At 50.7% G+C, this 24,944-nt stretch carries 31 protein-coding genes; 19 read left to right on the top strand and 12 right to left on the bottom strand.

The genetic code is table 11. The features are described 5' to 3' along the window. From ACFPMF_RS01905 to ACFPMF_RS01895, 3 genes are all read left to right on the top strand, one after another. Window positions 1-1,230 carry an efflux RND transporter periplasmic adaptor subunit gene (locus ACFPMF_RS01905; RefSeq protein ID WP_379840735.1) on the top strand — a complete coding sequence of 410 codons (1,230 nt, stop codon included), beginning with the start codon at window positions 1-3 and terminating at the stop codon, window positions 1,228-1,230. 92 nt (window positions 1,231-1,322) lie between these two features. Continuing rightward, window positions 1,323-4,439, top strand: coding sequence for an efflux RND transporter permease subunit (locus tag ACFPMF_RS01900; RefSeq protein ID WP_379840734.1), 3,117 nt, complete (start codon window positions 1,323-1,325; stop codon window positions 4,437-4,439). Between the two features lie 70 nt (window positions 4,440-4,509). Then, entirely contained in the window at window positions 4,510-5,235 is a 726-nt protein-coding gene (locus tag ACFPMF_RS01895; protein ID WP_379840733.1) for a hypothetical protein, read from the top strand. A 32-nt stretch (window positions 5,236-5,267) separates the two neighbouring features. Here the strand turns inward: ACFPMF_RS01895 and ACFPMF_RS01890 are convergent, their stop codons facing one another. The 5 genes from ACFPMF_RS01890 to ACFPMF_RS01870 all read right to left on the bottom strand — a co-directional run bounded on the left by ACFPMF_RS01890 (window position 5,268) and on the right by ACFPMF_RS01870 (window position 9,020). Continuing rightward, window positions 5,268-6,038, bottom strand: a complete 771-nt coding sequence (locus ACFPMF_RS01890) for a LytR/AlgR family response regulator transcription factor (RefSeq protein ID WP_379840732.1) — start codon at window positions 6,036-6,038, stop codon at window positions 5,268-5,270. Continuing rightward, window positions 6,035-7,189: a sensor histidine kinase gene (locus tag ACFPMF_RS01885; RefSeq protein ID WP_379840731.1), complete on the bottom strand. Its 1,155-nt coding sequence runs from the start codon at window positions 7,187-7,189 to the stop codon at window positions 6,035-6,037. Before ACFPMF_RS01885 ends, ACFPMF_RS01890 begins: the two co-directional genes overlap by 4 nt. Window positions 7,190-7,868: 679 nt before the next feature. Next, window positions 7,869-8,249: a PH domain-containing protein gene (locus ACFPMF_RS01880; RefSeq protein ID WP_379840730.1), complete on the bottom strand. Its 381-nt coding sequence runs from the start codon at window positions 8,247-8,249 to the stop codon at window positions 7,869-7,871. Window positions 8,250-8,258: 9 nt separating this feature from the next. Continuing rightward, the gene (locus ACFPMF_RS01875; protein WP_379840729.1) at window positions 8,259-8,450 is read right to left on the bottom strand and encodes a hypothetical protein; all 192 of its coding nucleotides are present in this window, start codon (window positions 8,448-8,450) and stop codon (window positions 8,259-8,261) included. A 150-nt stretch (window positions 8,451-8,600) separates the two neighbouring features. Next, entirely contained in the window at window positions 8,601-9,020 is a 420-nt protein-coding gene (locus ACFPMF_RS01870; protein WP_379840728.1) for a helix-turn-helix domain-containing protein, read from the bottom strand. A gap of 253 nt (window positions 9,021-9,273) precedes the next feature. On the opposite strand from ACFPMF_RS01870, the gene ACFPMF_RS01865 reads away from it, so the two are divergent. The 15 genes from ACFPMF_RS01865 to ACFPMF_RS01795 all read left to right on the top strand — a co-directional run bounded on the left by ACFPMF_RS01865 (window position 9,274) and on the right by ACFPMF_RS01795 (window position 17,146). Next, entirely contained in the window at window positions 9,274-11,367 is a 2,094-nt protein-coding gene (locus tag ACFPMF_RS01865; RefSeq protein ID WP_379840727.1) for a hypothetical protein, read from the top strand. A 15-nt stretch (window positions 11,368-11,382) separates the two neighbouring features. Beyond that, a complete protein-coding gene (locus tag ACFPMF_RS01860; RefSeq protein ID WP_379840726.1) occupies window positions 11,383-11,640 on the top strand; it encodes a hypothetical protein in 258 nt (85 codons plus the stop codon). 45 nt (window positions 11,641-11,685) lie between these two features. Beyond that, complete coding sequence (locus ACFPMF_RS01855; protein ID WP_379840725.1) at window positions 11,686-12,654, top strand: AAA family ATPase; 969 nt, start codon at window positions 11,686-11,688, stop codon at window positions 12,652-12,654. Next, window positions 12,651-12,986 carry a hypothetical protein gene (locus ACFPMF_RS01850; protein WP_379840724.1) on the top strand — a complete coding sequence of 112 codons (336 nt, stop codon included), beginning with the start codon at window positions 12,651-12,653 and terminating at the stop codon, window positions 12,984-12,986. The genes ACFPMF_RS01855 and ACFPMF_RS01850 overlap by 4 nt, the downstream gene beginning before the upstream one ends. Further along, complete coding sequence (locus ACFPMF_RS01845; protein WP_379840723.1) at window positions 12,976-13,323, top strand: hypothetical protein; 348 nt, start codon at window positions 12,976-12,978, stop codon at window positions 13,321-13,323. Before ACFPMF_RS01850 ends, ACFPMF_RS01845 begins: the two co-directional genes overlap by 11 nt. Then, window positions 13,320-13,754 carry a hypothetical protein gene (locus ACFPMF_RS01840; protein WP_379840722.1) on the top strand — a complete coding sequence of 145 codons (435 nt, stop codon included), beginning with the start codon at window positions 13,320-13,322 and terminating at the stop codon, window positions 13,752-13,754. The genes ACFPMF_RS01845 and ACFPMF_RS01840 overlap by 4 nt, the downstream gene beginning before the upstream one ends. A gap of 83 nt (window positions 13,755-13,837) precedes the next feature. After that, entirely contained in the window at window positions 13,838-14,125 is a 288-nt protein-coding gene (locus ACFPMF_RS01835; protein ID WP_379840721.1) for a hypothetical protein, read from the top strand. A gap of 224 nt (window positions 14,126-14,349) precedes the next feature. Continuing rightward, the gene (locus ACFPMF_RS01830) at window positions 14,350-14,763 is read left to right on the top strand and encodes a hypothetical protein (protein WP_379840720.1); all 414 of its coding nucleotides are present in this window, start codon (window positions 14,350-14,352) and stop codon (window positions 14,761-14,763) included. A 172-nt stretch (window positions 14,764-14,935) separates the two neighbouring features. Then, the gene (locus ACFPMF_RS01825) at window positions 14,936-15,232 is read left to right on the top strand and encodes a nucleoside triphosphate pyrophosphohydrolase family protein (protein ID WP_379840719.1); all 297 of its coding nucleotides are present in this window, start codon (window positions 14,936-14,938) and stop codon (window positions 15,230-15,232) included. Window positions 15,233-15,247: 15 nt separating this feature from the next. Beyond that, window positions 15,248-15,607 (top strand): LytTR family DNA-binding domain-containing protein, encoded by a 360-nt coding sequence (locus ACFPMF_RS01820; protein ID WP_379840718.1) that lies wholly within the window; start codon window positions 15,248-15,250, stop codon window positions 15,605-15,607. After that, a complete protein-coding gene (locus ACFPMF_RS01815; protein ID WP_379842753.1) occupies window positions 15,526-15,882 on the top strand; it encodes a hypothetical protein in 357 nt (118 codons plus the stop codon). Before ACFPMF_RS01820 ends, ACFPMF_RS01815 begins: the two co-directional genes overlap by 82 nt. Before the next feature lie 26 nt (window positions 15,883-15,908). Further along, on the top strand, window positions 15,909-16,277 hold the full coding sequence (locus ACFPMF_RS01810) for a hypothetical protein (RefSeq protein WP_379840717.1): 369 nt from the start codon (window positions 15,909-15,911) through the stop codon (window positions 16,275-16,277). 3 nt (window positions 16,278-16,280) lie between these two features. Then, a complete protein-coding gene (locus tag ACFPMF_RS01805; protein WP_379840716.1) occupies window positions 16,281-16,508 on the top strand; it encodes a hypothetical protein in 228 nt (75 codons plus the stop codon). Between the two features lie 4 nt (window positions 16,509-16,512). Beyond that, window positions 16,513-16,701, top strand: a complete 189-nt coding sequence (locus tag ACFPMF_RS01800; RefSeq protein ID WP_379840715.1) for a hypothetical protein — start codon at window positions 16,513-16,515, stop codon at window positions 16,699-16,701. Window positions 16,702-16,705: 4 nt separating this feature from the next. Continuing rightward, complete coding sequence (locus ACFPMF_RS01795) at window positions 16,706-17,146, top strand: hypothetical protein (RefSeq protein WP_379840714.1); 441 nt, start codon at window positions 16,706-16,708, stop codon at window positions 17,144-17,146. Between the two features lie 71 nt (window positions 17,147-17,217). Here the strand turns inward: ACFPMF_RS01795 and ACFPMF_RS01790 are convergent, their stop codons facing one another. Genes ACFPMF_RS01790 through ACFPMF_RS01775 form a run of 4 tightly spaced genes read right to left on the bottom strand, consistent with a single transcriptional unit; the run spans window position 17,218 to window position 21,500 of the window. Further along, the gene (locus ACFPMF_RS01790; protein WP_379840713.1) at window positions 17,218-20,193 is read right to left on the bottom strand and encodes a hypothetical protein; all 2,976 of its coding nucleotides are present in this window, start codon (window positions 20,191-20,193) and stop codon (window positions 17,218-17,220) included. Then, the gene (locus ACFPMF_RS01785) at window positions 20,190-20,567 is read right to left on the bottom strand and encodes a hypothetical protein (protein WP_379840712.1); all 378 of its coding nucleotides are present in this window, start codon (window positions 20,565-20,567) and stop codon (window positions 20,190-20,192) included. Before ACFPMF_RS01785 ends, ACFPMF_RS01790 begins: the two co-directional genes overlap by 4 nt. Before the next feature lie 16 nt (window positions 20,568-20,583). Next, window positions 20,584-21,060: a hypothetical protein gene (locus ACFPMF_RS01780; protein ID WP_379840711.1), complete on the bottom strand. Its 477-nt coding sequence runs from the start codon at window positions 21,058-21,060 to the stop codon at window positions 20,584-20,586. A 14-nt stretch (window positions 21,061-21,074) separates the two neighbouring features. Further along, a complete protein-coding gene (locus ACFPMF_RS01775; protein ID WP_379840710.1) occupies window positions 21,075-21,500 on the bottom strand; it encodes a phage virion morphogenesis family protein in 426 nt (141 codons plus the stop codon). 51 nt (window positions 21,501-21,551) lie between these two features. Here ACFPMF_RS01775 and ACFPMF_RS01770 point away from each other — a divergent pair, with 51 nt between their 5' ends. After that, a complete protein-coding gene (locus ACFPMF_RS01770) occupies window positions 21,552-21,746 on the top strand; it encodes a hypothetical protein (RefSeq protein ID WP_379840709.1) in 195 nt (64 codons plus the stop codon). Here ACFPMF_RS01770 and ACFPMF_RS01765 read toward each other — a convergent pair. The 3 genes from ACFPMF_RS01765 to ACFPMF_RS01755 all read right to left on the bottom strand — a co-directional run bounded on the left by ACFPMF_RS01765 (window position 21,732) and on the right by ACFPMF_RS01755 (window position 24,941). Next, window positions 21,732-22,265: an ADP-ribosyltransferase gene (locus ACFPMF_RS01765; RefSeq protein WP_379842735.1), complete on the bottom strand. Its 534-nt coding sequence runs from the start codon at window positions 22,263-22,265 to the stop codon at window positions 21,732-21,734. The two genes, ACFPMF_RS01770 and ACFPMF_RS01765, sit on opposite strands and share 15 nt — an antisense overlap. Window positions 22,266-23,146: 881 nt before the next feature. Next, window positions 23,147-24,445 carry a phage portal protein family protein gene (locus ACFPMF_RS01760; protein WP_379840708.1) on the bottom strand — a complete coding sequence of 433 codons (1,299 nt, stop codon included), beginning with the start codon at window positions 24,443-24,445 and terminating at the stop codon, window positions 23,147-23,149. A 79-nt stretch (window positions 24,446-24,524) separates the two neighbouring features. After that, complete coding sequence (locus tag ACFPMF_RS01755; RefSeq protein WP_379840707.1) at window positions 24,525-24,941, bottom strand: phage protein Gp36 family protein; 417 nt, start codon at window positions 24,939-24,941, stop codon at window positions 24,525-24,527. Window positions 24,942-24,944: the final 3 nt, after the last annotated feature.

The following is a 24,944-nucleotide window of genomic DNA, read 5'->3' as shown; positions in this document are numbered from 1 at the left end:
ATGAAAGCCAATCAACTCTTAAAACCGCTAATCGGGATTTGCAATCCCGATTTCAACGCCCGTGAATTTGTAATTCGCAAGCCCGATTTTAACGCCCGCCAGGTTGTAATTCGCAAGCCCGATCCCAACGTCCGCCAGGTTGCCATGCGCAAACGCCTGCCATCGCTGGTGGCTGCCCTCCTGCTGCTGGCTGGTTTATCCGGCTGCCAGTCGTCGGCGCCCCCCGAAGAAACCGGTGCCACGGAACCCAAAGTGAACCTGTTGGCCACGGCCCACATTGATACCGCCCGGTTGTTACCGGTGAACAACGAATTAAACCTGACCGGAAAAATTACCTTCAACCAGGATAAAGTCGTGAAGGTGTTTCCGTTGGTGGGCGGTCATATCGAAGAAGTAAAAACCGACCTGGGCGATTACGTAACGAAAGGGCAGACGCTGGCGGTGATCCGTTCCGGCGACATGGCCGACCTCGAACAACAGGCGATTGCGGCCAAAGGGCAACTGGCCGTTGCCCGGAAAAACCTGCAGGTCACGGAGGACATGTCGCAGGCCGGCCTGGCCGCCCAAAAAGATCTGATTGCGGCCCGCGAACAGATGCAGGCGGCTCAGGGTGAAGTAAACCGGGTGGCCGAACGGAAAAGCATCCTCGGCGGTTCGGGGTCGATCTACGTTATCAAGGCCCCCGTAGACGGTTTTGTGGTCGAAAAAAATGCCGCACAGGGGATGGAGCTGCGCTCCGACGATCCCGAAAACCTGTTCACGATCTCGAACCTCGATCAGGTTTGGGTTCTCGCCAATGTCTACGAATCGGACCTGGCCAACATCCGGGAAGGCTTCGACGCCAGCATCACAACCCTTTCGTATCCAGACCGGGTGTTCAAAGGCCGGATCGACAAAATTTTCAATGTGCTGGACCCGGAGAGCAAAACCATGAAGGTGCGGGTGACGCTCCTGAACGCCGATTTCACGCTCAAACCGGAAATGTTTGCCAACGTACGGGTCGAATATGCCGGGCATGATCAGCGCGTGGGCATCCCGGCCAAAGCCATCGTGTTCGACAAAAGCCGGAATTTCGTGGTGGCCGTCAATTCGCGCAACCAGCCGGTCGTCCGGGAGATCGATCTCTTCAAAACCGTCGGCGACATCACCTACCTCAACAGCGGTTTGAAACCCGGCGACCGGGTGGTAACGCAAAACCAGCTTCTGATTTACAGCGCACTTGGCAACTAAAGAGTGAAAGAGCGATTTTTCAACTCCCACTACTGGCATTCCCAGTTCATTTCACTCTTTCGCTCTTTCATTCTTTCAATCTTCGAACTTCCATGACTAAGTTCATCAAAAATATCATCTCGTTCTCGCTGAAAAACCGGTTTTTCATCTTCTTCCTGACGGCGCTGGCCATCGTGGTGGGTTTCATCAGCTACCAGAACACCCCGATCGAAGCCTTTCCGGACGTAACCAACACCCAGATCACGATCATTACGCAGTGGCCGGGCCGGAGCGCCGAAGAAATCGAAAAATTTGTCACTATTCCGATTGAAATCGGGCTGAACTCCGTCCAGAAAAAAACCGACATCCGGTCCACCACCCTGTTCGGCTTATCGGTCGTCAAAGTGATGTTCGACGACGGCGTTGACGACGCCTTTGCCCGCCAGCAGGTCAACAACCTGCTCGGGAATGTCGATCTGCCGGAAGGCCTCAAACCGGATGTGCAGCCGCCCTACGGGCCGACCGGTGAGATTTTCCGGTATACACTCAGGAGTTCCACCCGCACCACCCGCGAGCTGAAAACCTTGCAGGACTGGGTGATCGAGCGGCAGTTGAAAAGCGTACCGGGTGTGGCCGATGTGGTCAGTTTCGGCGGTGAGGTCAAGACCTACGAGATTTCGGTCGATCCGCGCCGGTTGCTCGATTACGGCATTACCCCGCTGCAATTGTACCAGGCCGTCGCCAATTCCAACGTCAACGTGGGGGGCGATGTGATCGAGAAAAATTCGGAAGCCTACGTCGTGCGCGGCATCGGTCTGCTCAAGAACAGCCAGGACATCGGGAACATCATCATCAAAAACGCCAACGGGACCCCCATCATGGTCCGTAACGTAGCGCAGGTGTCGGAATCGGCGCTGCCGCGACTGGGCCAGGCGGGCCGGGACAACCAGAACGATGTGGTAGAATGCATCGTCGTGATGCGGAAAGGCGAAAATCCGAGCGCCGTCATCGAGAACGTGAAAGCGAAAATCAATGAACTCAACACCAGCATTCTGCCGTCTGACGTACAGATCGACACGTTTTACAACCGGGAGACGCTGATTCATTTTGCGACGCATACGGTGACGCATAACCTGATCGAGGGCCTGGTTTTTGTAACGGTGATCGTCTTCCTGTTCATGGCCGACTGGCGCACGACGGTAACGGTTTCGATCATCATCCCGCTGGCCCTGCTGTTTGCCTTCATCTGCCTGCGACTCAAGGGCATGTCGGCCAATCTGCTCTCGATGGGAGCCATCGACTTCGGGATTATTGTGGACGGTGCCGTCGTGATGGTCGAAGGAATTTTTGTAACCCTCGACGACATGGCGATGCATACCGGGATGCCGAAATTCAACAAACTCGCCAAACTGGGCGTGCTGCGCAAAACCGGCACCGAAATGGGAAAGGCCATTTTCTTCTCGAAACTGATCATTATCACCTGTTTGATTCCTATTTTCTCCTTTCAGAAAGTCGAAGGAAAAATGTTTTCCCCGCTGGCCTGGACGCTCGGTTTTGCCTTGCTCGGCGCCCTGATTTTCACGCTGACGCTGGTGCCGGTTCTGGCGAGTTTCCTGCTGAAAAAAGATGTGCGCGAAAAACATAATCCGGTGGTCGAATTCATCACCCGCAACGCGACCAAAGCCTTCGGTTTTACGTTCGCGCACAAAAAACTGAGTTTGCTGGTGGCCGCCGGACTGGTGATGGTTGGTTTGTCTGGTTTTAAACTGCTCGGCACCGAATTTCTGCCCGAACTGGACGAAGGCTCGATTTACGTGCGGGCCAGCATGCCGATGAGCATTTCGCTGCCCGAATCCGTCAAGCTGACTACCCAGATGCGCCACGTTTTCGAACAGTTTCCGGAAGTGAAAGGCGTGATTTCGCAAACGGGTCGCCCGAACGACGGCACCGACCCCACCGGTTTTTACAATATCGAGTTTCTGGTCAGCATTTACCCGAAAGAAGAATGGGCCCAACGTCGGCCCGGCAGCAGCCTTACGAAAGAGCAGCTTATCCGCCGGATGCAGCAAAAACTGGCGGTTTTTCCGGGCGTCGATTTCGGCTTTTCGCAACCCATTATGGACAACGTGGCCGAAGCGGTTTCGGGTGTCAAAGGATCGATTGCGGTGAAAATCTACGGACCGGACCTGTACACGCTGGAACGGAAATCCACCGAAGTTCAGAAGCAACTGGCAACGGTTCAGGGCATTACCGATCTGGGTGTTATCCGAAACATTGGGCAGCCGGAATTACGGATCGAGCTGGATGAACGGAAACTAGCCCTGTACGGCGTTGATAAGGCCAATGCCCAAACCGTGGTCGAAATGGCCATTGGCGGAAAAGCCGCTACGCAGATTTACGAAGGCGAACGGAAGTTTGACCTGCGGATTCGGTACGACGAACCGTTCCGTTCCAACGAAGCCGAAATCGGGAACCTGATGGTGCCGACCAACAACGGTTCGCAGATTCCGATCAAGGAGATCGCCCGGATTTACACCCAAACCGGCCCGATTCTGATCTACCGCGAAGGCAACCAGCGCTACGGGGCCGTCAAATTCTCGGTTCGGGGCCGCGACATGGGGAGCGCGGTCGCCGAAGCGCAGCAGAAGGTAGCCGCCAACGTCAAACTGCCGCAGGGCTACACCATCAAATGGGCCGGGGATTTCGAAAACCAGCAACGCGCCACCGCCCGGCTGGAGCAGGTAGTTCCGATCAGTTTATTGGGAATTTTCTTCATCCTGTTTGTCCTGTTTGGCAACGTGAAAGATGCGGGACTGGTGTTGTTCAACGTGCCATTCGCCATCATCGGCGGGATCGCGGCCCTGCTCATCACCCACGTCAATTTCAGCATTTCGGCGGGCATTGGTTTCATCGCCCTGTTTGGAATCTGCATCCAGAACGGCGTGATTCTGATCTCGGTTTTTAAGAAAAACCTGCATAACCAACTCACCCTCAACGACTCCATCCGCCAGGGCGTGATTTCGCGGGTCCGTCCGGTGGTGATGACGGCGATGATGGCGGCCATTGGCCTCATCCCGGCGGCCATTTCCACGGGCATCGGGTCCGAAACGTCCAAACCGCTCGCGATTGTGGTAATTGGTGGGCTGATCACGGCGACTTTCCTGACGCTTTTCATCTTCCCGCTGATCTTTTATGTCTTTTACCGGCCCAAAACCCTGGCGTCCGTTTAAAAAATTTCTGACAATGTTTTAAGAGAATCGGTACAGACCCGCCAATTTTGGCGGGTTTTGTCTTGAAGGCATGAAAACGTTCCTGATTGTTGGGTGGCTTCTTCTGGTTAGCAGCACGACCGGTTTTTCGGAGGCTGCGCGGGCCGGTATGCCCCTGGATTCGGTGAAGCAGGAAAAAACCAAACCCATCCGCTGGGCGCTGAATCTCGATTTCCGCAATTCATTCGTCAACCGGCAGCCGGTCAACGTCTGGGGGGTTAACTCCGGCATTGTGCTGGGGCGCAACCGCCACCAGATTACGCTGGGCTATTACTGGCTGTCGTACAGCTCCTACCTCCGACTGATCAACTGGCACCGGAACGCGGCCCGGCGGCTTAATCTGGCGTATTATACCAAAACCGATATGGCTTACGGCAGCCTGATGTTCTGGCCCAACATCATCAACAACCGGCGGTGGATGTTCAGCCTTCCGGTCGAAATGGGGGCCGGTAAAGCCTCCGCCGTGACAACCGACACCCGGACTGATACGCTGAAAGGTCGTTCGCACTGGGATTTTTTCATGCCGCTGCAGGTGGGCGCCTACAGCCAGTGGAAAGCTTCCCGCTGGGTCGGATTAAATGCGCAGGTCGGATACCGGTATTCGCTCTTCCAGACCAATGTCGATCAGCACTACAACGGCATGTACTACAGCTTCGGGACCGTCATTTATACCGAATTTTTCAAGGATATCTGGGGGTATCTCCGACACCGGAAATGGCCCAAAGGCTCGTTGCTCGATCCGCCCGGTACGCTCTGAAACCGCCCTGAACCGGTTTTTCGCCCTGTTCCTCAGCGGCCCATCCATTCCTTGAAGGCCGTCACCCGGTCGATGCTTACGAACACTTCCTGCCGGGGTTCGGGCTGCAATTCCAGTTTGAGCCGACTCCCCGAGTAGGTGTAGACGGACAGAATCGCCGAATCCGCCACCAGAAACGAGCGGTTGACCCGAAAGAACTGGTGAGGGTCCAGCAATTGCCCTAATTTCTCCAGGCTATAGTCAATGTCAAAGTTATGGCCCTCGCGGGTAGTCAGAAAAGTACTCTTATTCTCATAGAAGAAATAGGCAATATCGTCGGTTTTCACCCGAAAAGCCCGCGGCCCCACCGTTACCATAAACCGGTCGCGGTAGGTATTGGGCCGGTAGTTGGCTTTCATCTGCTCCAGCACGTCCGAATTGACCGAGAGTTCGACCCGGTTTTGGCGTAGCGCCCTGAACTTGTCGATGGCTGCCGCCAGTTCGTCCGAATCGATGGGTTTCAGCAGGTAATCGATACTGTTGGTTTTAAAAGCCTGTAAGGCATACTCATCGTAGGCCGTCGTAAAAATGATCGGCGTGGTTAAATTGAGTTCGTCGATCAGCCGGAAACCCAGATCGTCTTCGAGGTGGATATCCAGAAAAATCAGGTCGGGCTGCTCGTCTTCCGCGTTTTCGAACCATTCGATCGACTTGGCCACCGAGGGTAACTGCGCCAGCACCCGGATCGTCGGGTCGTAGTCGCGCAGCAAATTGGTCAATCGGCGGGCGGTTAGTTCTTCGTCCTCAATAATCAGTACGTTCATGGCAATAGCGGGATTTTGACCACAAATTCGCGTTCATTCTGTTTAATTTCGACCGCCCGGTTTGTGAGCAGGTTATACCGGCTGATGATATTCTGCAACCCCAGGCCCGTCGAAGCCTCCGTCTTGGGCCGCAGCCGGATGCCGTTGCGCACGACCAGGTAGTCATCCTGTTGCTCAATCGTCACCACCAGCGGTTTTTCGTTCGACATCTGGTTGTGTTTCACGGCATTTTCAACCAGCAGTTGCAACGTCAGCGGGGCTATGCCGTAGCGTGCCCGGTCGCCCTCCGGGATGTTGATCAGCACGTTCAGCTTGTCGGCAAACCGGGTATGGAGCAGAAACAGGTACGAATCCATAAATTCCAGCTCCGATTTCAGGCTGATGCGTTCGTCGTTACGCTGTTCCAGAATATACCGGTACACCTTCGACAACCGGTTGATATACTGCACCGACAGTTTCGTGTTCGTTTCGACCAGCGACGAAAGGATGCTCAGACTATTGAACAGAAAATGCGGATTAACCTGGTTTTTCAACGCCGAAAACTGGGCCTGAACGGCCTCCTGTTTCAGTTGCTCCCCCTTGACGCGCAAATCTTCCAGCCGTTTGTAACCGCGCCGGTTGGCCGCCAGGTAAAACGCCGATACCATCGCCATCACCGTCAGGCCGTTGTTCATTTTCTGACGGCGCTGGAGGTCAACCGCCAGACAGTCGGCATCGATGAACTGAAGCCACATCGACATTGGTGAATAATTCAGCTGTCTTTCGAGAAAACCGTCGATCGAAATCCACAGGTTTCCAAAGCCGATATTAAACAAAATTGCCAGCGCGCCCGCGACCACGAGCGTCGCCAGTTGGGTCGGCAATTTAAATTCAACCAGAAACTCTTTTCCCAGTTGGTTAAAAAACCGCTGCTGAATCCATTCGGTAACGCTGAGCCAAAGTACAAAAAACAGGAGCGTGATGCCGATTTCCATCAACCATAACGGCCAGATGCGGTCGAGTATCGCCCAGAAAAAATTCGCCGGATACCGATCATACCAGATCGGCCAGTTAACATACACGCGGATGGGAAAGTAAATGGCAAAGACACTGGCGGCCAGTTGCCACTTCTGACGATTCGATAATCGGTTAGAGAGGGGTAATGCGTTCATGATGAACCAGCGTTAAGGATGAGATGGTGTCCGGTTTTCGGGATACGGTTTATCGGTTTCGGTACTCGGTTTTCGGTATACGGTTTTACAGGCCTGGCAAGAAATAGACAAAACCGTATCCTGTATCCCGAAAAGACAAATCCCCGACAAGGCCGGGGATTGTACGAAATAAAACCAATTATTACAAAACATAGGAAGCGCATCGCGCCTACTAGCGTCCAAGGTAGTACTGAAACCCCAAATCGGCTACTCAAAACCGCCGAATGCCGGATTTCTGCCGATGGATGCCCCATTGCGCCGGTTGAATCCGAATACCGGTTATGGGCCTGAATGATTGTAATAAATGGAGAAGGGTTACAAAACGTATAGGGGGTAAAACCAACGGTAAAGAATAGTTTTATTAATTTTTTGCCTTTTCACTGACAATCAGCTATTTATATTTTTTGCCCAAAATCATCCAAGCGTAAAAATTGAATCGAGCTTATAATTGGGTTGAATTTTCGGGGCAAAATCCAGGCAAACCAGGGGAGGGAATTGGATTTTCCTTGCAGAATTTGAGGGAATGGAGCCAGACTTAAACGGCGTTTAAAGTACCTTAGTGGCTCACAATGTACAAGTTACGGTGGGTACTGAATCCCTGCACCCTATTGAGTGCAGGGATTTTTAATAAGCGTTTAAGTTAGTTTAAAACGTGATTTGCCAGCACCCTTTGCAGGTCATAAACATTGACATCCTTGTTAAACTTCTTCGAAATGCTCGGAATGATCTCACTGGAAATCCAAATCTTCAGTTCAGCATCTAAATCGAAGTGTCCAGCGGTTTCAATACTGAATCGTGAAATGCTCTTGTATAAAATTGACCTATAGTCGATCTTCTTGCCGGTGAGTCCCTGTTTGTCGATCAATATCATCCGTTTGTTGGTGAATAGGAAAACATCCCTAATCAATTTGAATCCAACCTCGATATGCTCATTGTCGGCTAATAACTTACCATACTCGTTTTGTAATTCATCAGGTGAGGCAACGCCAGCGTTACCCATAAATGCGGAAAAAAGGCCCATAAACTAATGCTATAAGGATTTTGATACTTTTTGAATGGTAAATGGGTGATCGTTAAGATTTCTTTTCATCAGTTTTTTTAAATCCTTCAATACGCGGGTGTTTTCCTTAATGGCTTTGATCAACTCCTGGCTCTGCGGATCAATCTGCTCGTGCTGCTGATGTACATTCACATTAAGATGAATTGGTAATTGTTGATTCATGTGTCTCACATAAGTGTCGAATAAATAGACTAAACAAACCTAGTGAAAACACTTAGTCATATCCAAATATATGTATACCTATTTTTTACATTTGGCAATAGGTATACATTTAGGTATACAAAAAGGTATACATCCCGAATTAAGAAAATCCTATTTTTCTGCGAGCATTTTTTTGTAGAGGTTGATCGTCTCTTGCTGCGCTGCAATAATATCATCTTTTGCCTGTAATAATTTTTCGCATTCTGAGCTATTCATAGGATTTCCATAGCCGGTTACTACAGACGCCGTATGTTTTGCCCCCTTCCCTTTCTGCTTAATGTTGGAATTGACCCTGACATCCGGCTGACCTTCCCCATAATTAATGGAGAGATTCGTCAAAAGGAGTTCGTCAAGTGAGACTTCGAAATAATCTGCCAAAGTCACCAGATTTTCGACCGGAGGGTAGGAAATTCCGTTTTCATAACTCCCTATTGCAGAGTTCTTCTTGTCAATCAGTACAGCGATTTGTTCCTGACTGACTCCCTTCCTTTTTCGTAAAAATTTCAGATTGGCTGCAAAAAATGTGTCCATTTATTTTGGATTTCCCATAATTAATGGGATATTCGTCCTGTCATCATTCGGGGACAAGTTAAATGAAGACGGTAGAAGAAATCAAGAGCTGCTTATGCAACGGCGATTATGCCCGGATAGGGAAGATGGTTGGAGTGTCCAGAAACTACGCCAAAAAGCTAATGGACCGGCCTACTTCGGCAAGGTTTGAAGCGGTAATTAAGGCAGCAGAAAAAGTAGCTAAATCCAATATTGACCTCGGTCTTGTAACACCATGAAAAAAGTGGCGGATATATGGTATGTGGAGTTTGGGGAGCTTACCGAACGCTGTGGCATTCTTGACATTACGGTCAAAATGGGTATCAGCAGGGGGGCTAAAAACTGGCAATACATCCCTGATCCTGATGATCGTCGCCGTCGATTAATACGCTACGAAAGTCTGGCAGATAAATACAAATTGATCGTCCGTCAGGCGATTTGTAAAGGATTAGAACCTGAAGAATTTTACTCACAAAAAACGCAGGTGCTTTTGAGCGAACGGTACAGCTTAGAAGAGTTACTTGAACAGGCTTGTAAGAGTGAATACCTTCGATACACGGGGCTTTATAAGGTTACTTCTGGTTCTGATCGGCAAAGGAAAATGACGATTCAGAGCCTTGCCAGGGCTGCGGCAGTCATTGAGACAATTGGTGCCTATTATGAGGGTTTGGACTGGAGGGATTACGGCCCGATTGAGAAAGCGGTGGCGTGGCTTGATTCTGAGTATGATTTCTATTTTCCAAAAGGTTGTCAGTACCTACCGAAGTCTGGTATACGTCTGAAAGAGGCAGTCATGCAACGGTTTTTTGGTCGAAAAGAGACAGGAAAGCCGCGCGAGAATAACCCCCTTCCCATTACGGAAGTAATCAGACTCCCACGCCAGGGTAACGATAATCGGGATAAATTCTCAAATGACCGTGAATTGCTCTCCTGGGTGGTTCAAGCCCGGATGGATAACCGGAACTGGACGGCTCGTGACATCGCGCGGAAAATCGCCCAGGTGTGCCAGATTACCGGCAAAAAGGCTCCTTCGGAGAGTTGGGTTTCTCAGTTGCTCTGTGAACCCAAAATCCAGCAATTGACAACGGGTCGATGGGGTCACGAGGGCGGAAAAGCAGCCATATACCAGCATTATATTTCAGTAAATAGGGCCATGTACGCGGGTGACTGCTGGCAGATCGACGCAACAAGATTCAATTTCATCGAGCATAAAACACCCGATGGGAAAAGTACCCAATTCCTGTTCATTGTCGCAATTCGGGACGTTTATTCGGGCTATATCGTTGGGGTTGATTTTGGGGTAACGGAAAACCGATGGACCTACATCAACGCGCTCCGCATGGCCGCGCGTGTAACCGGCTACCTGCCGCATACGCTCGTTCATGACCGGTTTCCGGGCCATATGTCCGATGAAATGCAAATCGTTCTGGGCAAAATGGAGGCCAAGGGGGTGAAATTGGTTTGCACTCACAAAGCAACTGGTAAAGCAGCATTGGAACGGTGGTTCGATACGCTGCAAACCGTGTTTGAGTCTCAGAGTAAATACTATTACGGCCAGGGTATCCGCTCAACTCGTGATTACGCCCACCGCGCACCAGCGTATCTTGATAAACTGCGCAAAGAAGCGAGAGCGGAAGGGTTCGATTTTGACCAGGCATGGCAGGAAGCCTGGCAGTGTGTGGACTCTTACAACCAGACCCGCGTTGGCTACTACAGCAAAAAGCATCCTGATCTGAAACTATCACCGTCGCAACTCCACGAGCAATCAGAAAAGCCCCACGTATATGGGTTAGAGTTATGGGATGAAGCTGCCCTGTTCTGGCTTGAAAAAGTGGTCACTATTTCCCGGAATCAGATATTGATCACGGTCCATAAGCAAGACCATATCTATCAGATTTTCGACCACAAACTACTGTACAGTTACTCGAAAAAGAAGATTTCCGTCCGCTACGACGAAACCGATCTGAGTCAGATTATGCTTTTCGTGCCGGAATCGGATGTTTTCATTACCGAACTCAAGGAAACGAGCAAGGTAACGCTCTACGGCCCTGACGGTAATCATGATCATTTGGCTGCTAAACAGGCTCAGATCAAACGATTTGAGAAGGAAAAGCAGGCTGATTTAAGCGAGATACTGGAAGATACACGAGACATAACATTCCTATTGGCCGGACGCGCTTCCAAGGAAGAGCAGATCGAAGCAGAAAGCCAGGCTACCAAAATTCTATACACCCAGATGGGGGCAAAAACAGCCGGACCAAAGCCGAAAGCCTTAAAGACCGAGGAAATAGAAATTGACGCATCGAAATACGCTCAAAATCAGTACTAAAAACCAATTATAGTCATGAATGTAGAATACGGCTTTTCAATGGTCGATGTTATGACACGCCATTTTAATGGCTCTTTCCAGGAGGTTGACATCGACCGGCTCCGCGACTTTCAGGATTTAACCTTAATGTGGCTTGACCTCCTGAATGAGCGAATAGCAACGGAAAAACTGCCCAGTTCAGCAAGACTTTATCTGGGTGAAGATGTACGGCTTTTTTCTCGAATTGCCGATGAAATCGGGGCTATTCTGACGGCTGAATTCTTCACCCGGTAGCCATTTAAATGGCGTTTAAACGAGCATACTAACCAAAATAACCATATGATTACCGATTTACACCGCAAAAACATTGCCGACCTGCTACTACGGGAGTACGGCGTTCTTGGCACTTGGCAAAAAGTAGCAGCCAAAACCGGGGCTAACGTGGCTACGATCTCCAAAAACATGATGGAGCCGGGCCGATGGAACCTCGTTTCTGACACTATGTGGGCCAAGGTTGCCGGGAAATTGGCTTACAAAATTACTCAAACTGAATGGGTTTATGTGGAGACTACAAACAGCAAGATCGTTAAACAGGTACTATCAGATGCCCAAAACGATTGTCTGTTCATCGCAATCTCTGATAAAGCAGGTTCGGGCAAGTCTTCCAGTATTGCAGCCTATAAAGCCCAGGACGCCAACAACAGCGTGATTGTTTTCGAGTGTCGGGATTGGACGCGGCACAACTTTTTTGTAAAACTGGCCGAAGCTCTCGGTGTTCAAATGCCCAAGTTCGGCATGTACCACTTTCGGACGGATCAGCTTTTTGAAAAGATTGTCAGCTTCCTCAAAACGATGGTGGCAACGAAGCGCCCCCTATTGATCCTTGATGAAGCGGACAAATTACGGCCTGAAGCCCTGACATTCATTGTGCCCTTATACAACGAATTGAAAGGAGAAATAGGGCTTGTCATCGCCGGAACGGAAAATTTGGAACGGCAGATTAAGCGGGGTGTTCGGTACGCCAAAAAGGGCTATGATGAGGTAGATTCCCGCCTGGGCCGGTCGTTCGTTCACCTGGTTGGGACTACAAAAACCGATGTGGTTAATATCTGCTCTGCCAATGGGATCGACAAGGCAAAGGCGAATGAAATCTGGAACGAACTGGAAACTGAGCAGAAGCAAATTGGTGGCCGGTACATAGAGGTTGTGGTTGATTTGCGCCGTGTTGAGCGGATCGTAAAGCGGGTCCAAAAACAACAGTCTCGTGATATAATGATGCTGAACGGACTGGAGGCCGTTGCCGCATGAAAAAGCAAAACCAATACCCGGCAAATATTCTGGACAAAGTAGCGGAAATCTACTCGCTCTGTCTCCAGATCGACGCCCTGGGCAAGTTCGCAACCAGCTACAATTATGACGGCTCGGTAAAGAGCATTCATGTGCGGGTGATGCTATTTAAGGGTGTTTCAGATGAGTCCGATGCAGTTACAGTGTACGACTCCTATAACGACTCCGCAAACACTTTGTATCTGGACTGGCCTGACCGGGCCGCGAGGTTAAGCCGGTGCATTGCCCGACTGAAAGAGCTACGCAACCTGAGCATCCCGGAAGCCCAAATCAACCTGACCTATGATTACTGAGCAAGACATCCAAGAGGCTGGCTTCGTGCCTTACCAGTACGTCTGGATTGACGAAAAAATCAACCGCGAAACCGGCAAGTACGACCGCAAACGGATTACCAGGCATGACATTTTCGTCCATCCTGGCACCTCCCTGAATTCGAATAAATCCATGCCGGATGGCCCCTATATCCTGATGGATGTTTCCCGCCAGTATGGAATGCAGGACGGGAAAATGGTCGAGACCAGCAAGCAAATCCGGTATGAGGGCAAGCACGGAGCCTTGGGCTTCCAACTGAAAACGGTTCAGCAACTTATCAATTTCAAGTCATACATCGAAACCCCAACAATCATATGAAAACAACCCCAAAATTCAGCCGTAAGCTGACCGAAAACATCACTAACTACCTGTCGATCAAGAAACAAATTGCCCGATTGGCCGAACAGGCAGAGGCCCTCAAAGCGCAAATTGATACGGAATGCGACATGCTTGCCAAGGGTAATCGGTTCGACAATGGAACGTTGTTGGTACCAACTGCCGGACTGGTCAAGGTGGTAATGAATCCCCCCAAATTGATCTACGCGGCCAATCAAAAGCCCTTGGTGCCGGTCGAACGCGCGGCACTGGCAAAGCTCCTGGCGGCTGATTTCCGAATACTTGATGTGAATCTACCCAGGATTAAAAGCCACATCGAGCGCCAGGATGCGCTTATTCTGGCTGCTCTGGCCGGACAGGGTGTAAAGTGTGTGCAGGAAGCACGATTTGATGTCAAGCCCCTGACTCTTTGATGGTTTGACCGGGCAGGCGCGTAGCGGGGTCCGATTCCCCGCCCGGTCGCAATGGCAACAGTGCCAGTTTAAACGCTCATAAAATGGCAAAAAAAGAAGGCACTCCACCAGCCGCAAAGGTGGCTAAAACAGCGTCCCTGAAGGTGCGTTTCAATGTCTCGCATGTCTCGAATTATCCGGGTGGTCAGGTTGTTCGGCTCAACGCCATTGATGATCTGGATGGCGTAAACAAAGCGTGGACAAAAGGCTCCCCGGTTGGCCTTGTGGAATTGCACATCGACACGGACGAAGCTCAGGGCATTTTCCCTTCTGGTAAAACCTTCGAGGTCGTGTTTTCGGAGGTGCTGCCGGTCATTACCCCATTAACGTAACCGTGGCCGGGAAACCGGCCACACATCCTGCTCAACTATGCCCAGATACCTGCTCCAAGATGTGAAGTATTACAAAGTCATGGTGAACATTTTTCTCAAGTACGTCGCCTTTGATGGCAGGCCGATCATGACGGACGACGAAACGAAAGCCAAACGGTTTTCGACGCCTGACGAAGCCGAGGCATTCCGGGCAGCGCACTTAAAAAACCAATGGTACCGAACTTATGCAACGGACAGTCAATCAAAACAGTCGATTCCACACGCTGATTAGCCTGCGGAAAATCGAAAAAGAGGAAAAGCAGGAACTCGTTAAGGCGTTCACGGGTGGGCGCGAAACGTCCAGTTCGAAAATGACCATTGACGAAATGGCGGCTCTCATTGACCATCTGGAGGGCGAAAACCAAGCCAGCATCAAACGGATGCGGAGCAAGATCATCAACATCGCCAAGGACATTTTCGCCGTCCCGGATATGACTCAGCGTCATTGGGATGCCCTGAACAAGTTCCTGACCAGCAAATTCAAAGCGCCCCTGCACATGCTGAAATATGAGCAGCTACGGAATGCCGTCACGTCGCTGGAACGCTGGCGGGATTCAGAAACAAAAAAGATGCTTAACGAACTTTTAAACGGCTTTTAAACAACTAAAACATGGGACAAAGTATAGCTTTTTGTGTGGTGCTGGCCTTAATCTATGCGGCCTATTTTCTGGGATTCAGTGAGGGGTTCCAGAAACGGGAACGCATTATTGGGGAAGATGAAGAGTAAAGAAATGCCGGTCAATCAATACCCTTTTTACGCATATTTTTTTTATGGACAATCCGATTATAAAAGAGATTACCCCGCAAACTGATATTGTCCTGGCTGAAGTCCGGGGCGAAAGGGAGCGCCAAGAAGCCAAGTGGGGACAACAAAACCGACGCCCTCACATTTACTCAATCATTCTGAATGAAGAAGTTGGGGAAGTCAACAAGGCGATTTGTGAATGGTACTTCGGAGATGCAGACGCGACCCTGCAAAACCTGAAAGACATCCGATCTGAGCTAATTCAGGTTGCCGCCGTCGCCGTCGCAATGGTCGAATCAATGGATAGAAACGAGTTCAATTAAGATCCGAAACTGAACATGGGAAAAGCACACTCTTGGCCGGACTTGGTTAACCCTGAATTGACTCATTTAGTGGGCGAAGGAAACTATACCTGGCTGCATTATAAGAACGGCAAATCGGTCCTAAATGCCTATACGCTGAAAACGTGGCACAACCAGAGACTCCCCCACTTTATCCGTATCCACAAAGGGACGCTGGTTGACCCGAATCACGTAACCAAATGGCTTTGGGACAAGCATGAGATTCAAATTGGCGATTGTTTTTTGCGGGTTTCCCGGCGGCTTTTTCTCTCCGTATGGCTGGCATTTATGGCATGGAAGCAATCTACCAGGGACCAAATAGTATGGCACTCAAACTATCAAAAACCGAAGCTCTGATACTGGCTAGGGCATTGGATGATGCCAAATACTCATTCACTCGTGGCGCGGCTGGTAGAAGTAAAACAGCCAGTCTCCAAATGATGCGGAAGCTCAATGAGTTACAGGATCGTTTGGAAAAGCACTCAGAGGATGGCCGGTTGCACCACCGGATACATACCCGGCAGTTCTGGGATCGGCTCCGATGGTGGGTATTTGGCAAGTTTGATGAGTGGAAGTTGCCTCAAGACCCCAAACAGGAAACAGGTGACTTCCAATCAACACTGTTCGATTAAGGAACTAAAAACCCGTAGAATTACTTATGAACAAGCTGAAGCTCAAACTCAATAAAACGGCGTTTCAGACGTTAAATAATACATTGTACCTCGCTATTGAACAGCGAACAGCGGACCCCGAATTAAAGCGGAACATCGGGGAATACACGATCTCCAGTCTCCTGTACGAGTTGTACACCAAAGTCAACAAAAAAAATGATGATTTGAATTGGTTTGCTTATACGGCAGATCAGCAATTTCCTGTTGTCGTTTCCCGCTCCCAGGCGTTGGCCCTGTATTATGTGTTCACCTCTGAAACAGAAGGGCAATCGGTTGTTCTGTTTGCTCCGGCCAGCTACGAACGAGCCTTGGTAGAGAGCATTCTTACCCAAATTCACAAATCATTTCTTGTCTAATCTATGGCGCAACTCTCCGAAACGCTCACCGTATCAATGGAAAATGTATCTACCGCGCGGAAATCGCGTCAGGATGCCCGTAACGAGGCTATTCGTAGGGAATTTGTGCGCCTGCATGACAAGAAAAAGCTACGTCTTGATGTGGTGTACCAGCAGCTTGCCGACCAGTATTATCTATCCCAAAAAACCATCATGTCCATCACGTTTAAGTGGGGACGCTACCGCGAATAACCGTATGGAACAACTCTCTAATTTCATTTCATCTCCATACGGTCACGTGATCGTATGGCTGATTCTGGTCATCGTTTTGACCGCCTTCGGAAGCTTTGTTCTGGGCTTCGTTCTGGGAGACCGGGAACGCAAGGACCGAAACGCTTATCTCGACCGACCCGATGACTATTACCGCAAACATTATAAGCTCTAAGTTTATGACCCAACGCTATTCTATAACGTCTACCCGATTTGAGGGTGAATTGCTTTTTGAGTTCAACGAAGGCGTCGTGGCGGCCTTCTACAATAATGCGACGCTCAATGATGATCAATTGGCATTCCTGGTGAAGAACTTCCCGATGACCGTTCCCACGCTGGAGTACATCGCCGGAACCACCAAAACCATGTCGATCCGATTAGTGACCAGCGAGGTAACGTTCTCAGAATTCTATGACGCCTTCGGGCTGAAGGTGAACCGGAAGGAAGCTGAAAAAGCCTGGGAGAAACTGACACTGGAGCAGCGGCACCGGGCGTTTGAGTCGATCCCCAGTTACAACTATTTCCTGATGACCCGGCCAAACCAAAACCGGATGTACCCGGATACCTGGCTAAGAGGAAAATTTGAGAACGACTATAAAGCATTGGCAAAGGCCAAATAAGCGTTTCATTAGACAGAGAGCATAAAAAAGCCGCCCGGATATTCGGGGCGGCTTTTTCGTTTAAGTGGCGTTTAAACAACGACGTACATCAGGTAATTATAGATCGCGTATGCTTCTGCTTTCATGCCGCTGGCATTCGGGTGATGATCCGTTTGCACAACCCTGGCCGGGGCGCTATTCAGGTTGAATTGCATACGTTCTGCATTCGCAAAAGCGTAGCCATATTCCCGATTGAAAGACATGTGGACTGGCACTAAATAGATGCCTTCTGCTTCCCGGTTGCCGAACTTGGAAATGTAATTATCATTCTGGATAAGGCGACCGCCCTGCCGATTCACCGAGTCAAATCCCGCCCGGTTCTTTTCAGCCGGAGGCACCATGCAGACCAGGATCTTGCAGGCCGGAAGGTCGGCCTTAATCGATGCAATCATCTGGTTCATCTGTGTACCATCGCCCCCGTTGACGCCGAGGTGGAAACAGACGACATCGACCGCCCCGATGCCGTAGCTCGTCCGATACTGCGCGAAATCGAACACAGCGTTGGCGGGTGTGTCGTCCGTCGAAAACAAGAATGGACTGTGTAGGTTCGGATCGCTACCGGCGGCATTAACGTTCGCCCGGTTTGCTGTGGGAATGTACTTCGTAAGGAATGTCACCTCACTCCACCCGGCATAGCATTCGCCCCGGTAGCCATAACTAGTTCTAGTCCCCTTAAAATTGATGGTATTGCCATCTGCCAGGGCAAACTGATTCAGGTACGCCATCGCCCCATCACCCCATTGGGCGTCGAAAAACGAATCGGTGATCAACAGCAGGTTGATTGTCGCCCCGGTCGGTTTGGCTTTGGAAGCAACTTGAATCGTCTTTTGGTAGGCCGTGTACGGGTCACGGCCACCAGCGCTGTAGTCCTGCACCTTCACGGTCAGGTTGAAATTTTCGCCCCCTGTAATGACGCCCTGCCCCTGCATATACGAGAAAGGCGTAATTGCCGTGCCGTCGCTGATCCGCGTCGCCGACAGGTCGATTTTCAGGGGTTCCCGTTCGAAAACGTATGAATTTCGCACAATCGCATCGTCGTAGAACCAATATTGCGCCCCGTTGATTAAGTGCAATTTTGGCGGCAATACGACATCCATCGCAGCCGCTACCGGCTTGGCGGACCTTGAACACCGTGGACTTATCCCCGCCGAATTAAAGCTGGCCCCCGAAATATTCAATCCCTCCGTTACTTGTGTCCAGTCGATTGTAATTTCACACAGCTTTCCGGAACCGCTGATTGCGATCGTTTCAATATCCGCGCCTGGCACGTAATTTACCTTTGACCAGCTAAACGCCGTGGCACCTAACGAGGAACCATTCCATTCCTGAATGATAATTTGCCACGTCGCAGGGACCCCCGAAACGGTGACATTCCGGCGAAAGGTGGAAAGGGCGTAGAGCTTTCCAGAAGGCACATTGAAAAGCTTCACATCCAGAATCGACGCCCGAAGAACCGCACTTGGCGTGGCCGCGACCTGCCACGGGTAATTCTTCAACACCACGGCGGATTCGAGCTTGGGAATTGTCACGGCGGCATCGGGAATTTTGGTTGTGCTGGCCGCACCTGGTGCTAACGACGTTTCGGTAACACTTCCAGCGGTCAGTAGCCCTGCTACTGACGATTGATAGCACAGAGGGCTGATACCGGCGGTATTATACCCGATTCCGGTAGAATTGACTCCGGTTAATTGCGACCAATCAACAACGATCACCGCCACCAATCCGCCCCCGGTCGTAATCTTTATCGTATCAATCCCCGCCCCCGGTTCGGTATACCCGGTTTGCTGGAAATTGAACACCAGTGAACCCAACGCCGAGCCGGTCCACTCATAGATCGACAACTGCCAGACGTTGCTTGCATTCCGCTTCACGATGCCAAGGGTGTACATCTTCGACACATCGACGCCATACAACGAAATGTCCCGAATACCCGCCCTGATTTGGGCCGTGGGTGTGGCTGAAGGTACCCAGGGGAAATTGCGTAGAACTGTTTTGTTAATTAAACTGTAGGGGTCGGCCTGGTAGGTCTTCGGGTGGATGCCGGATGTGGGATACGTCATTCCGGTATTGTTTACCGTGCTGCTCATGGCTGACCATTTGACGCTCACTTCTGCCCGCAAGTTGCCGCTCCCATAGATCGTGATAGTTGTCGTGTCAGTTGTCTCGGTATAGTCGGTCTGTTGCCAATTGAAAACGACGGGCCCAAGTGCTGATCCTGTCCACTCTTGAATCGTGACCTGCCAATTTGCGCCTGAATTACGGCGCAAATTGCTAATCGTGTATAATTTGGAAGGATCGACCCCGTAGAGTTTTAAGTCTGGAATTCCGTTTCGTAATGAGCTAATTGGATTGGCGGTGGTTGCCCAAGGGTAATTTTTAAAAGCAACATCACCGCTGAGCTTGTCATTAGTGACCGTGCCATTGGCAACGGTGCCGCCCTGGGCCAGTAAATCCCAATCGGCCAAATTGAATACGGTATCCGTGCCGTCCGTTTTGCGTCGGTAGCTGTTACCCTCGTTTTCAACACCGTCTCCTGCCTCGTACGGAGTGTTTGCTTGCCAGGCCCCTTGCCAATTCACCCACTTGTCGCCCGTGTCACCCTTCTCTCCCTTCAAATTAACGCCGTCATCCAGCGTGCCATCGGCGTGCTGCACCTTCAATACCGTACCTACCCACTGGTGATCCGGGCGCGGGCCACGTTCTCCCCGGATGCTAACGGCCTGGGCGCTATCGGTTGTATAGCCGTCTTCGGATAAATAGACACCAATAGGCGGTTTTACTCCCGCGCCCCCAGCCCAATCCACAACCCGAAGCAAACGGCGCTCGCCATCTGATACGCCCCCTAAAACGGGAAGCCACCCGTTCGGCCCCTGAATATTGCCCAGGGCGCGCCATTTGCTATTGTCTTCGCCCTGGTATTTGTAGCGGATGGTCGTTACATCGATTGAGAATTCAACGGGTCGTCCATCCCGGCCCCGCTTGTAGGGTATTTTGATTACTTGTGTCATGATACGGTGGTTATGCCTGGTTTAATGATGAAGGGTCCTTTGGCCCGCCCTTCGACGGCTTCTAAAGGTGTGGTTTCAATCAGGTCGTAGTAATACACGCCGGGAGCAAAGACCATTTCGGAAGCGGGCTTTTCGAGGTGAATAGTCGTGTCGTCATCCGTCAGGGTAATCCCATTGCCGGTGGACAGGCCAAACAGCAAATCGCCGTTATCGCTGCGAACCTGCATGTTGAACGTAGAGTCAGGCCAGGCGTAGGGCTGGTTGTCGTCCGGGTTGACAAAGGAAAGTTCAAGATCCAAATCCCGGAATTGGGTACAGGAAATGGCTAGTTCAACCTCGTTATCATTCTCTAAAAAATCGGGGGTTGTAATCATACGTTAAGAAGGATGTTCATAGGGTTACGGTGATGGTTGCATTAATGGCCGGACTGGGCAACGGAGCGAGTGGGATATCCGGCTGATAGGTGTGGCGAAAATCGTAGGTCTGCTCAATGACAAAGTAGGTGCTGGCCCAATACGGTTTTGGGCTACCGGTCCGGCGAAGCACTCCGCTGACGGCCAGCATCGTTTCGTGAAGCTGCTCGGCCATGCGCTGCACTTTCAGGTTTTCGGGCAAGAGCGGATCAAGCGCGTGCGTCTGGGCCGGTAGTAGGGTAACCAGTTTGATGGTGATGGGTCCGTTGCCAAGCTGAAAGCCCTTACCAAGTTGTTCCCATTCGACGGCGGACGGATCGACCAGGATACCCGGCACCACAATGGCGTTGAACTTTTCGGGTTCGTCTAGCTGCCCTTTATCCCAGTCGATCCACTGCGCCCAGGGCAGGCTACGTTTAATTGCGTCGATGATAATTAAATAGGTTTCGATCATCGTTTAAATGCCGTTTAAATGGGATTAAAAAACTGTTTGAGTTGACGATCAATCTTGTCGATGATCTTCTTTTCGAGGGCTTTACTTGGTCCCATAAACTGACGTTTCGGGGTTCCTTTCTCTCCTTCATTGTGCCGTTTGGCATAGGGCACGTCGGAGCCAAACACAACCTGACCGGGTTCAATGTCCGCGTCGATGCTATCGCCCAGGTTGCCCGAATCGGTTAGGATCGGCGTCAGGCTTCCGTTTTTTCTCCGCTTCCGGTCCTTCGCCTTTTCCGATATATCCGGCCATTTGACTAGAATTTCATCGGTAAAGCCTTCGTCCCGGAATGACTGTTTAAAATGGTTTTTCCCTTCAACCTGGACGATTTTGGGTATATCGGTCTGGATGAAGGTTTGAACCTTTCGTGCCGCCTGCTCAAAACTTTTCGGGTCCACAATCTTTTGCTTTAAAAATTTGTTATACTTGTACCCAACTACTTCAAACTCATGGCTACGAAAAACCCCTATGCTGCTCCCGGTGGTGGCCCGAAACTGGGTCAGATGGCCGAGTTCTTCCAGTGGGAACAGGAGAAGGAAGCCAAACGCCGGGAAACATTGACGCCCGAACAGCGGGAAAAAGAGGACGCAGATCGTCGGGGCTTACAGCGCCGGATGGATGCAGAAGCCTCATTTCTTCTTTAATTCTTCCAGGCGGATGTACGTCACGCCACCAACATCGCTTACCTCCAGTACTTTAAACTGCGTTCCTGCATCAAATAGAATTTCCTGCTCCGACTCGAACTGACTCAGTTTTTCAATGCTTCGTCCATTGATCGACTCAATGACGTACTTCACATTTCCGTTGAACTCTTTACCGGACGTTCGGCTCGTTGAAGTAAATGCCAGGTGCGTTATTGGCTTACCATCTTTCAGGGCTTTCCGGTAATCAGCAATGACATCTGCCGGTAAATCGGTGCCCCGATACGCCGTTCCTTTATACCGCTTCATGTGTTTCAAGCCCGCCGATAAAACCCGTTTTAATGCGCCTAAAAACTCGTTTTCATCCTTGCTTCCATGCCGAAGCCAGCGGTTTAAGTCAAAATATTCTACCGAGGAATAAATGTTGATTGCGGCCAATTCTTCATTTTCGGCCTTTTTGTATTGCTTCAAATACTTTTGGGTTCTCAACATCGAATCTTTGAAGTCCTCATTAACCTTCAGCGTTTCGTAGTCGATCTGTTTTGCCAGGCGTTCGGCTTCTGCCTTTAGTTCCTTTTTCGTAGGGGCATCAATGCCGTCCGCGTAGGGGTGCGTTTCCGGGTTGAACAGTTCGCCCGAAATAGCCGGGTTATTGTCCAGGCCGGGGGCTGGTTTCGGTCCTTTCTCTGGTATTGGCGTTACCGGTTCGTCGGTCTGTTCGACCCCACACATACAGTTATAGGCGGACGGCGGCAAGTGCTTCACCCAGAAATCGTCATCAATGGGCCGGACAACGCCGTAGTAGGGTTTGTGTTCCTCTCTGGGCGTTGCGGCACGACTAGGCAAATACTTCAGGTTTGGGTACAGATCGGAATTGGCTTGCCATTCGGACCACTGGCTGACGGTTCGGGCCGAACGAATGGCCGTGTTGTACTCCGTCTTCAGCCACCGTTCATTATAGTTCTGGACAATACCCTGAGCGGCTTTTTCGAATTCCTTCCAGGGGCGCTTAGTTTTACCATCCGAACTTACCAGAAGAGCCGCCAGGTCTTGCCTTTGCTGGTAAGACTTCTGGGCAGCAAACCACGCTCCTGATTGTTTCAATTGCTCAATGAACGCCTGGTTGGGCTTGCCGTAGGCCAGCTTGCCAAAACCCACATCCACCGCATTACTTAGCGTCAGGTAGGTGATTGAAAACAGGTTGGTTTCGACCAGTCCCTGAAAGCCATCGTAGACATTTTTCAGCGCCTTTTTCGTCAGGGCATTGATGTTTACGATCTTGGTAGGCAAAGGCAATAGGTCGTCTTCCCCATCCGCCAAATGCAAATGAAAAGGATCACCACACCCACAATCAGTATAAAGAGTTCGGACGCTGGCCCCGACAGCGGATAGTTTTATAGGGCTTACTCGAAAAAACCTTGCTCTTTCAGAACTTGAGCAAACTGCATGAACCGGCCAAATTCATCAACAGCGGATTGCTTTACCTTTTTCGGCTTTTCTGGTTTTTCTTCGTCCTCCGGCTCTTCCTCCGTAGTTTGCAGAGCTTGCTGCTGACGATTGCTTAAGGCTTCTTCATCTATCGGCACGTTGTATTCCTGGGCGAAATAGTCCACTTTGATTGGTGCAACTTCCTTATGGATTTTGATATCCATTTCGAGCCGATCCTTTTTGGATAGCCGTTCTTCTTCTTCCACGAAGCTGAACGCCTCCCCTTCCCCAACCGGGTAGCCCTGGGCAATCAGAGCCGGTTTAATCCGGCTGTTCAGAATGCGGAGCGCAAAGCGCCGGTCGGACTGGGCAATCTTACCAGCCGTGCGTTCATGTACCTCACTCTGGCTCCGGCTGCTGCCGTCTTCCGTGGTCATGGTCTGGCCCACAATCAGCTTGGAAATCGCCTTATCCATCCGGTTGGCAAACCGCTCATAGGTGTCTGCCGCTGCCGTTTGGTAGGTCGTGGGGAATTCAACCTTTGCGCCGTCGGGCAGGATCATATACGCCATTGATCCCATTTCGGCCATGCCTTTTTCCAGGAGCGGTTTTTGAGTGGGGTCCATCGGGTTGTAATAGGCCACCCGGAGCGGTTGCCCGAATACCTCGTTGAACGTCGCCCAGTCGCTGACATCACCCCGTTTCAGCAGCACCAGCGGAGCGGCCGCTAACAGTAACCCAAGGTCGTCGGCCCGACCTGCCGGGGTGTACAAGGTGTCATAAGGAGGTTGGGTATAATCGATGCCGGTCATGTCGCCCGGATTGCCAACGACAATACCAAAGCCAGGTTTCACATGGGCGCGGGGCACCAGCTTGATTTGTGGTTGCTCGTTGATAATCGTGGCAAAATCGTTTTGGATCAAACTGAACCCAAAAAACCGGCTGTCGAGAATATGTTCGAGTAGTTGCTCGAATGCCTCCGTATCGATGAGTTTGCCGATAGCCTCGTTTTCCTTGCCATCCTTCCCGAACATCAGCGTGACGCCCGTGACGTTTAACCGGCGCTGATCCGTCACGCTGATCAGGTGCTCATCGAGCATGATGTCCGCGTAGAGGTTGTACAAAAGCTGGCGGTTCGGATTCAAAAGAGACTCCGCCGACTGCATGGCGGTTTTCCAATTGTCGAGCGTTTTCCGGCTCCGGTCAAGTGTCCGAATCTGGATAGTATTATCGACAATATTGACGTTTGCGTTTTTTGCCTGTTTTTTCGCCATTTTATTTACGGTGGTAATACGGATCGGTTTTTTGGTGCGGGGCGATTCTCGAAGAACTTAAATCACATTTAAACGGGTGTTACGCCAGCGTCGCCCTTCTGGGGTTATAGCCAAAGCCAATTTGACCCGTAACAGGTCCGTCTTCTGGTACTGGAGCCAGGGGAACACCGATTAGTTTCATTTTGCCAGCGGCCAACCATTCCAGCATCCGAATGGCCTGGTCATAGCGGTCTTTTCGTTTGGCGGGCATCGTTTCCAGGGGGGTGTACAGGTGGTACACGGCCAGGTCGCGGCCCAGACTAACCAGAAAGTCATTGCGGTTTACGCCCGTTTTAGTCAGTTCCGGGTCGATGTCGTAACGGCTACCCAGATACGTTTGCAATTGCGCTTCAGCCGTTACCAGGTGAGCGTTTAAGGCGGTGTCAGCATAGCGGGTCATCAAGTCCCGCATTTCGGGGTACAGATCACCTAAAAGGTCGGCTTTGTTTAAAAACATGAT

Origin of the sequence: Larkinella bovis, assembly GCF_042655385.1 — a bacterium.
Lineage (GTDB): Bacteria > Bacteroidota > Bacteroidia > Cytophagales > Spirosomataceae > Larkinella > Larkinella bovis.
The sequence above is the reverse complement of the archived record's forward strand: the minus strand, read 5'-3'. Positions and strand labels throughout refer to the sequence as shown.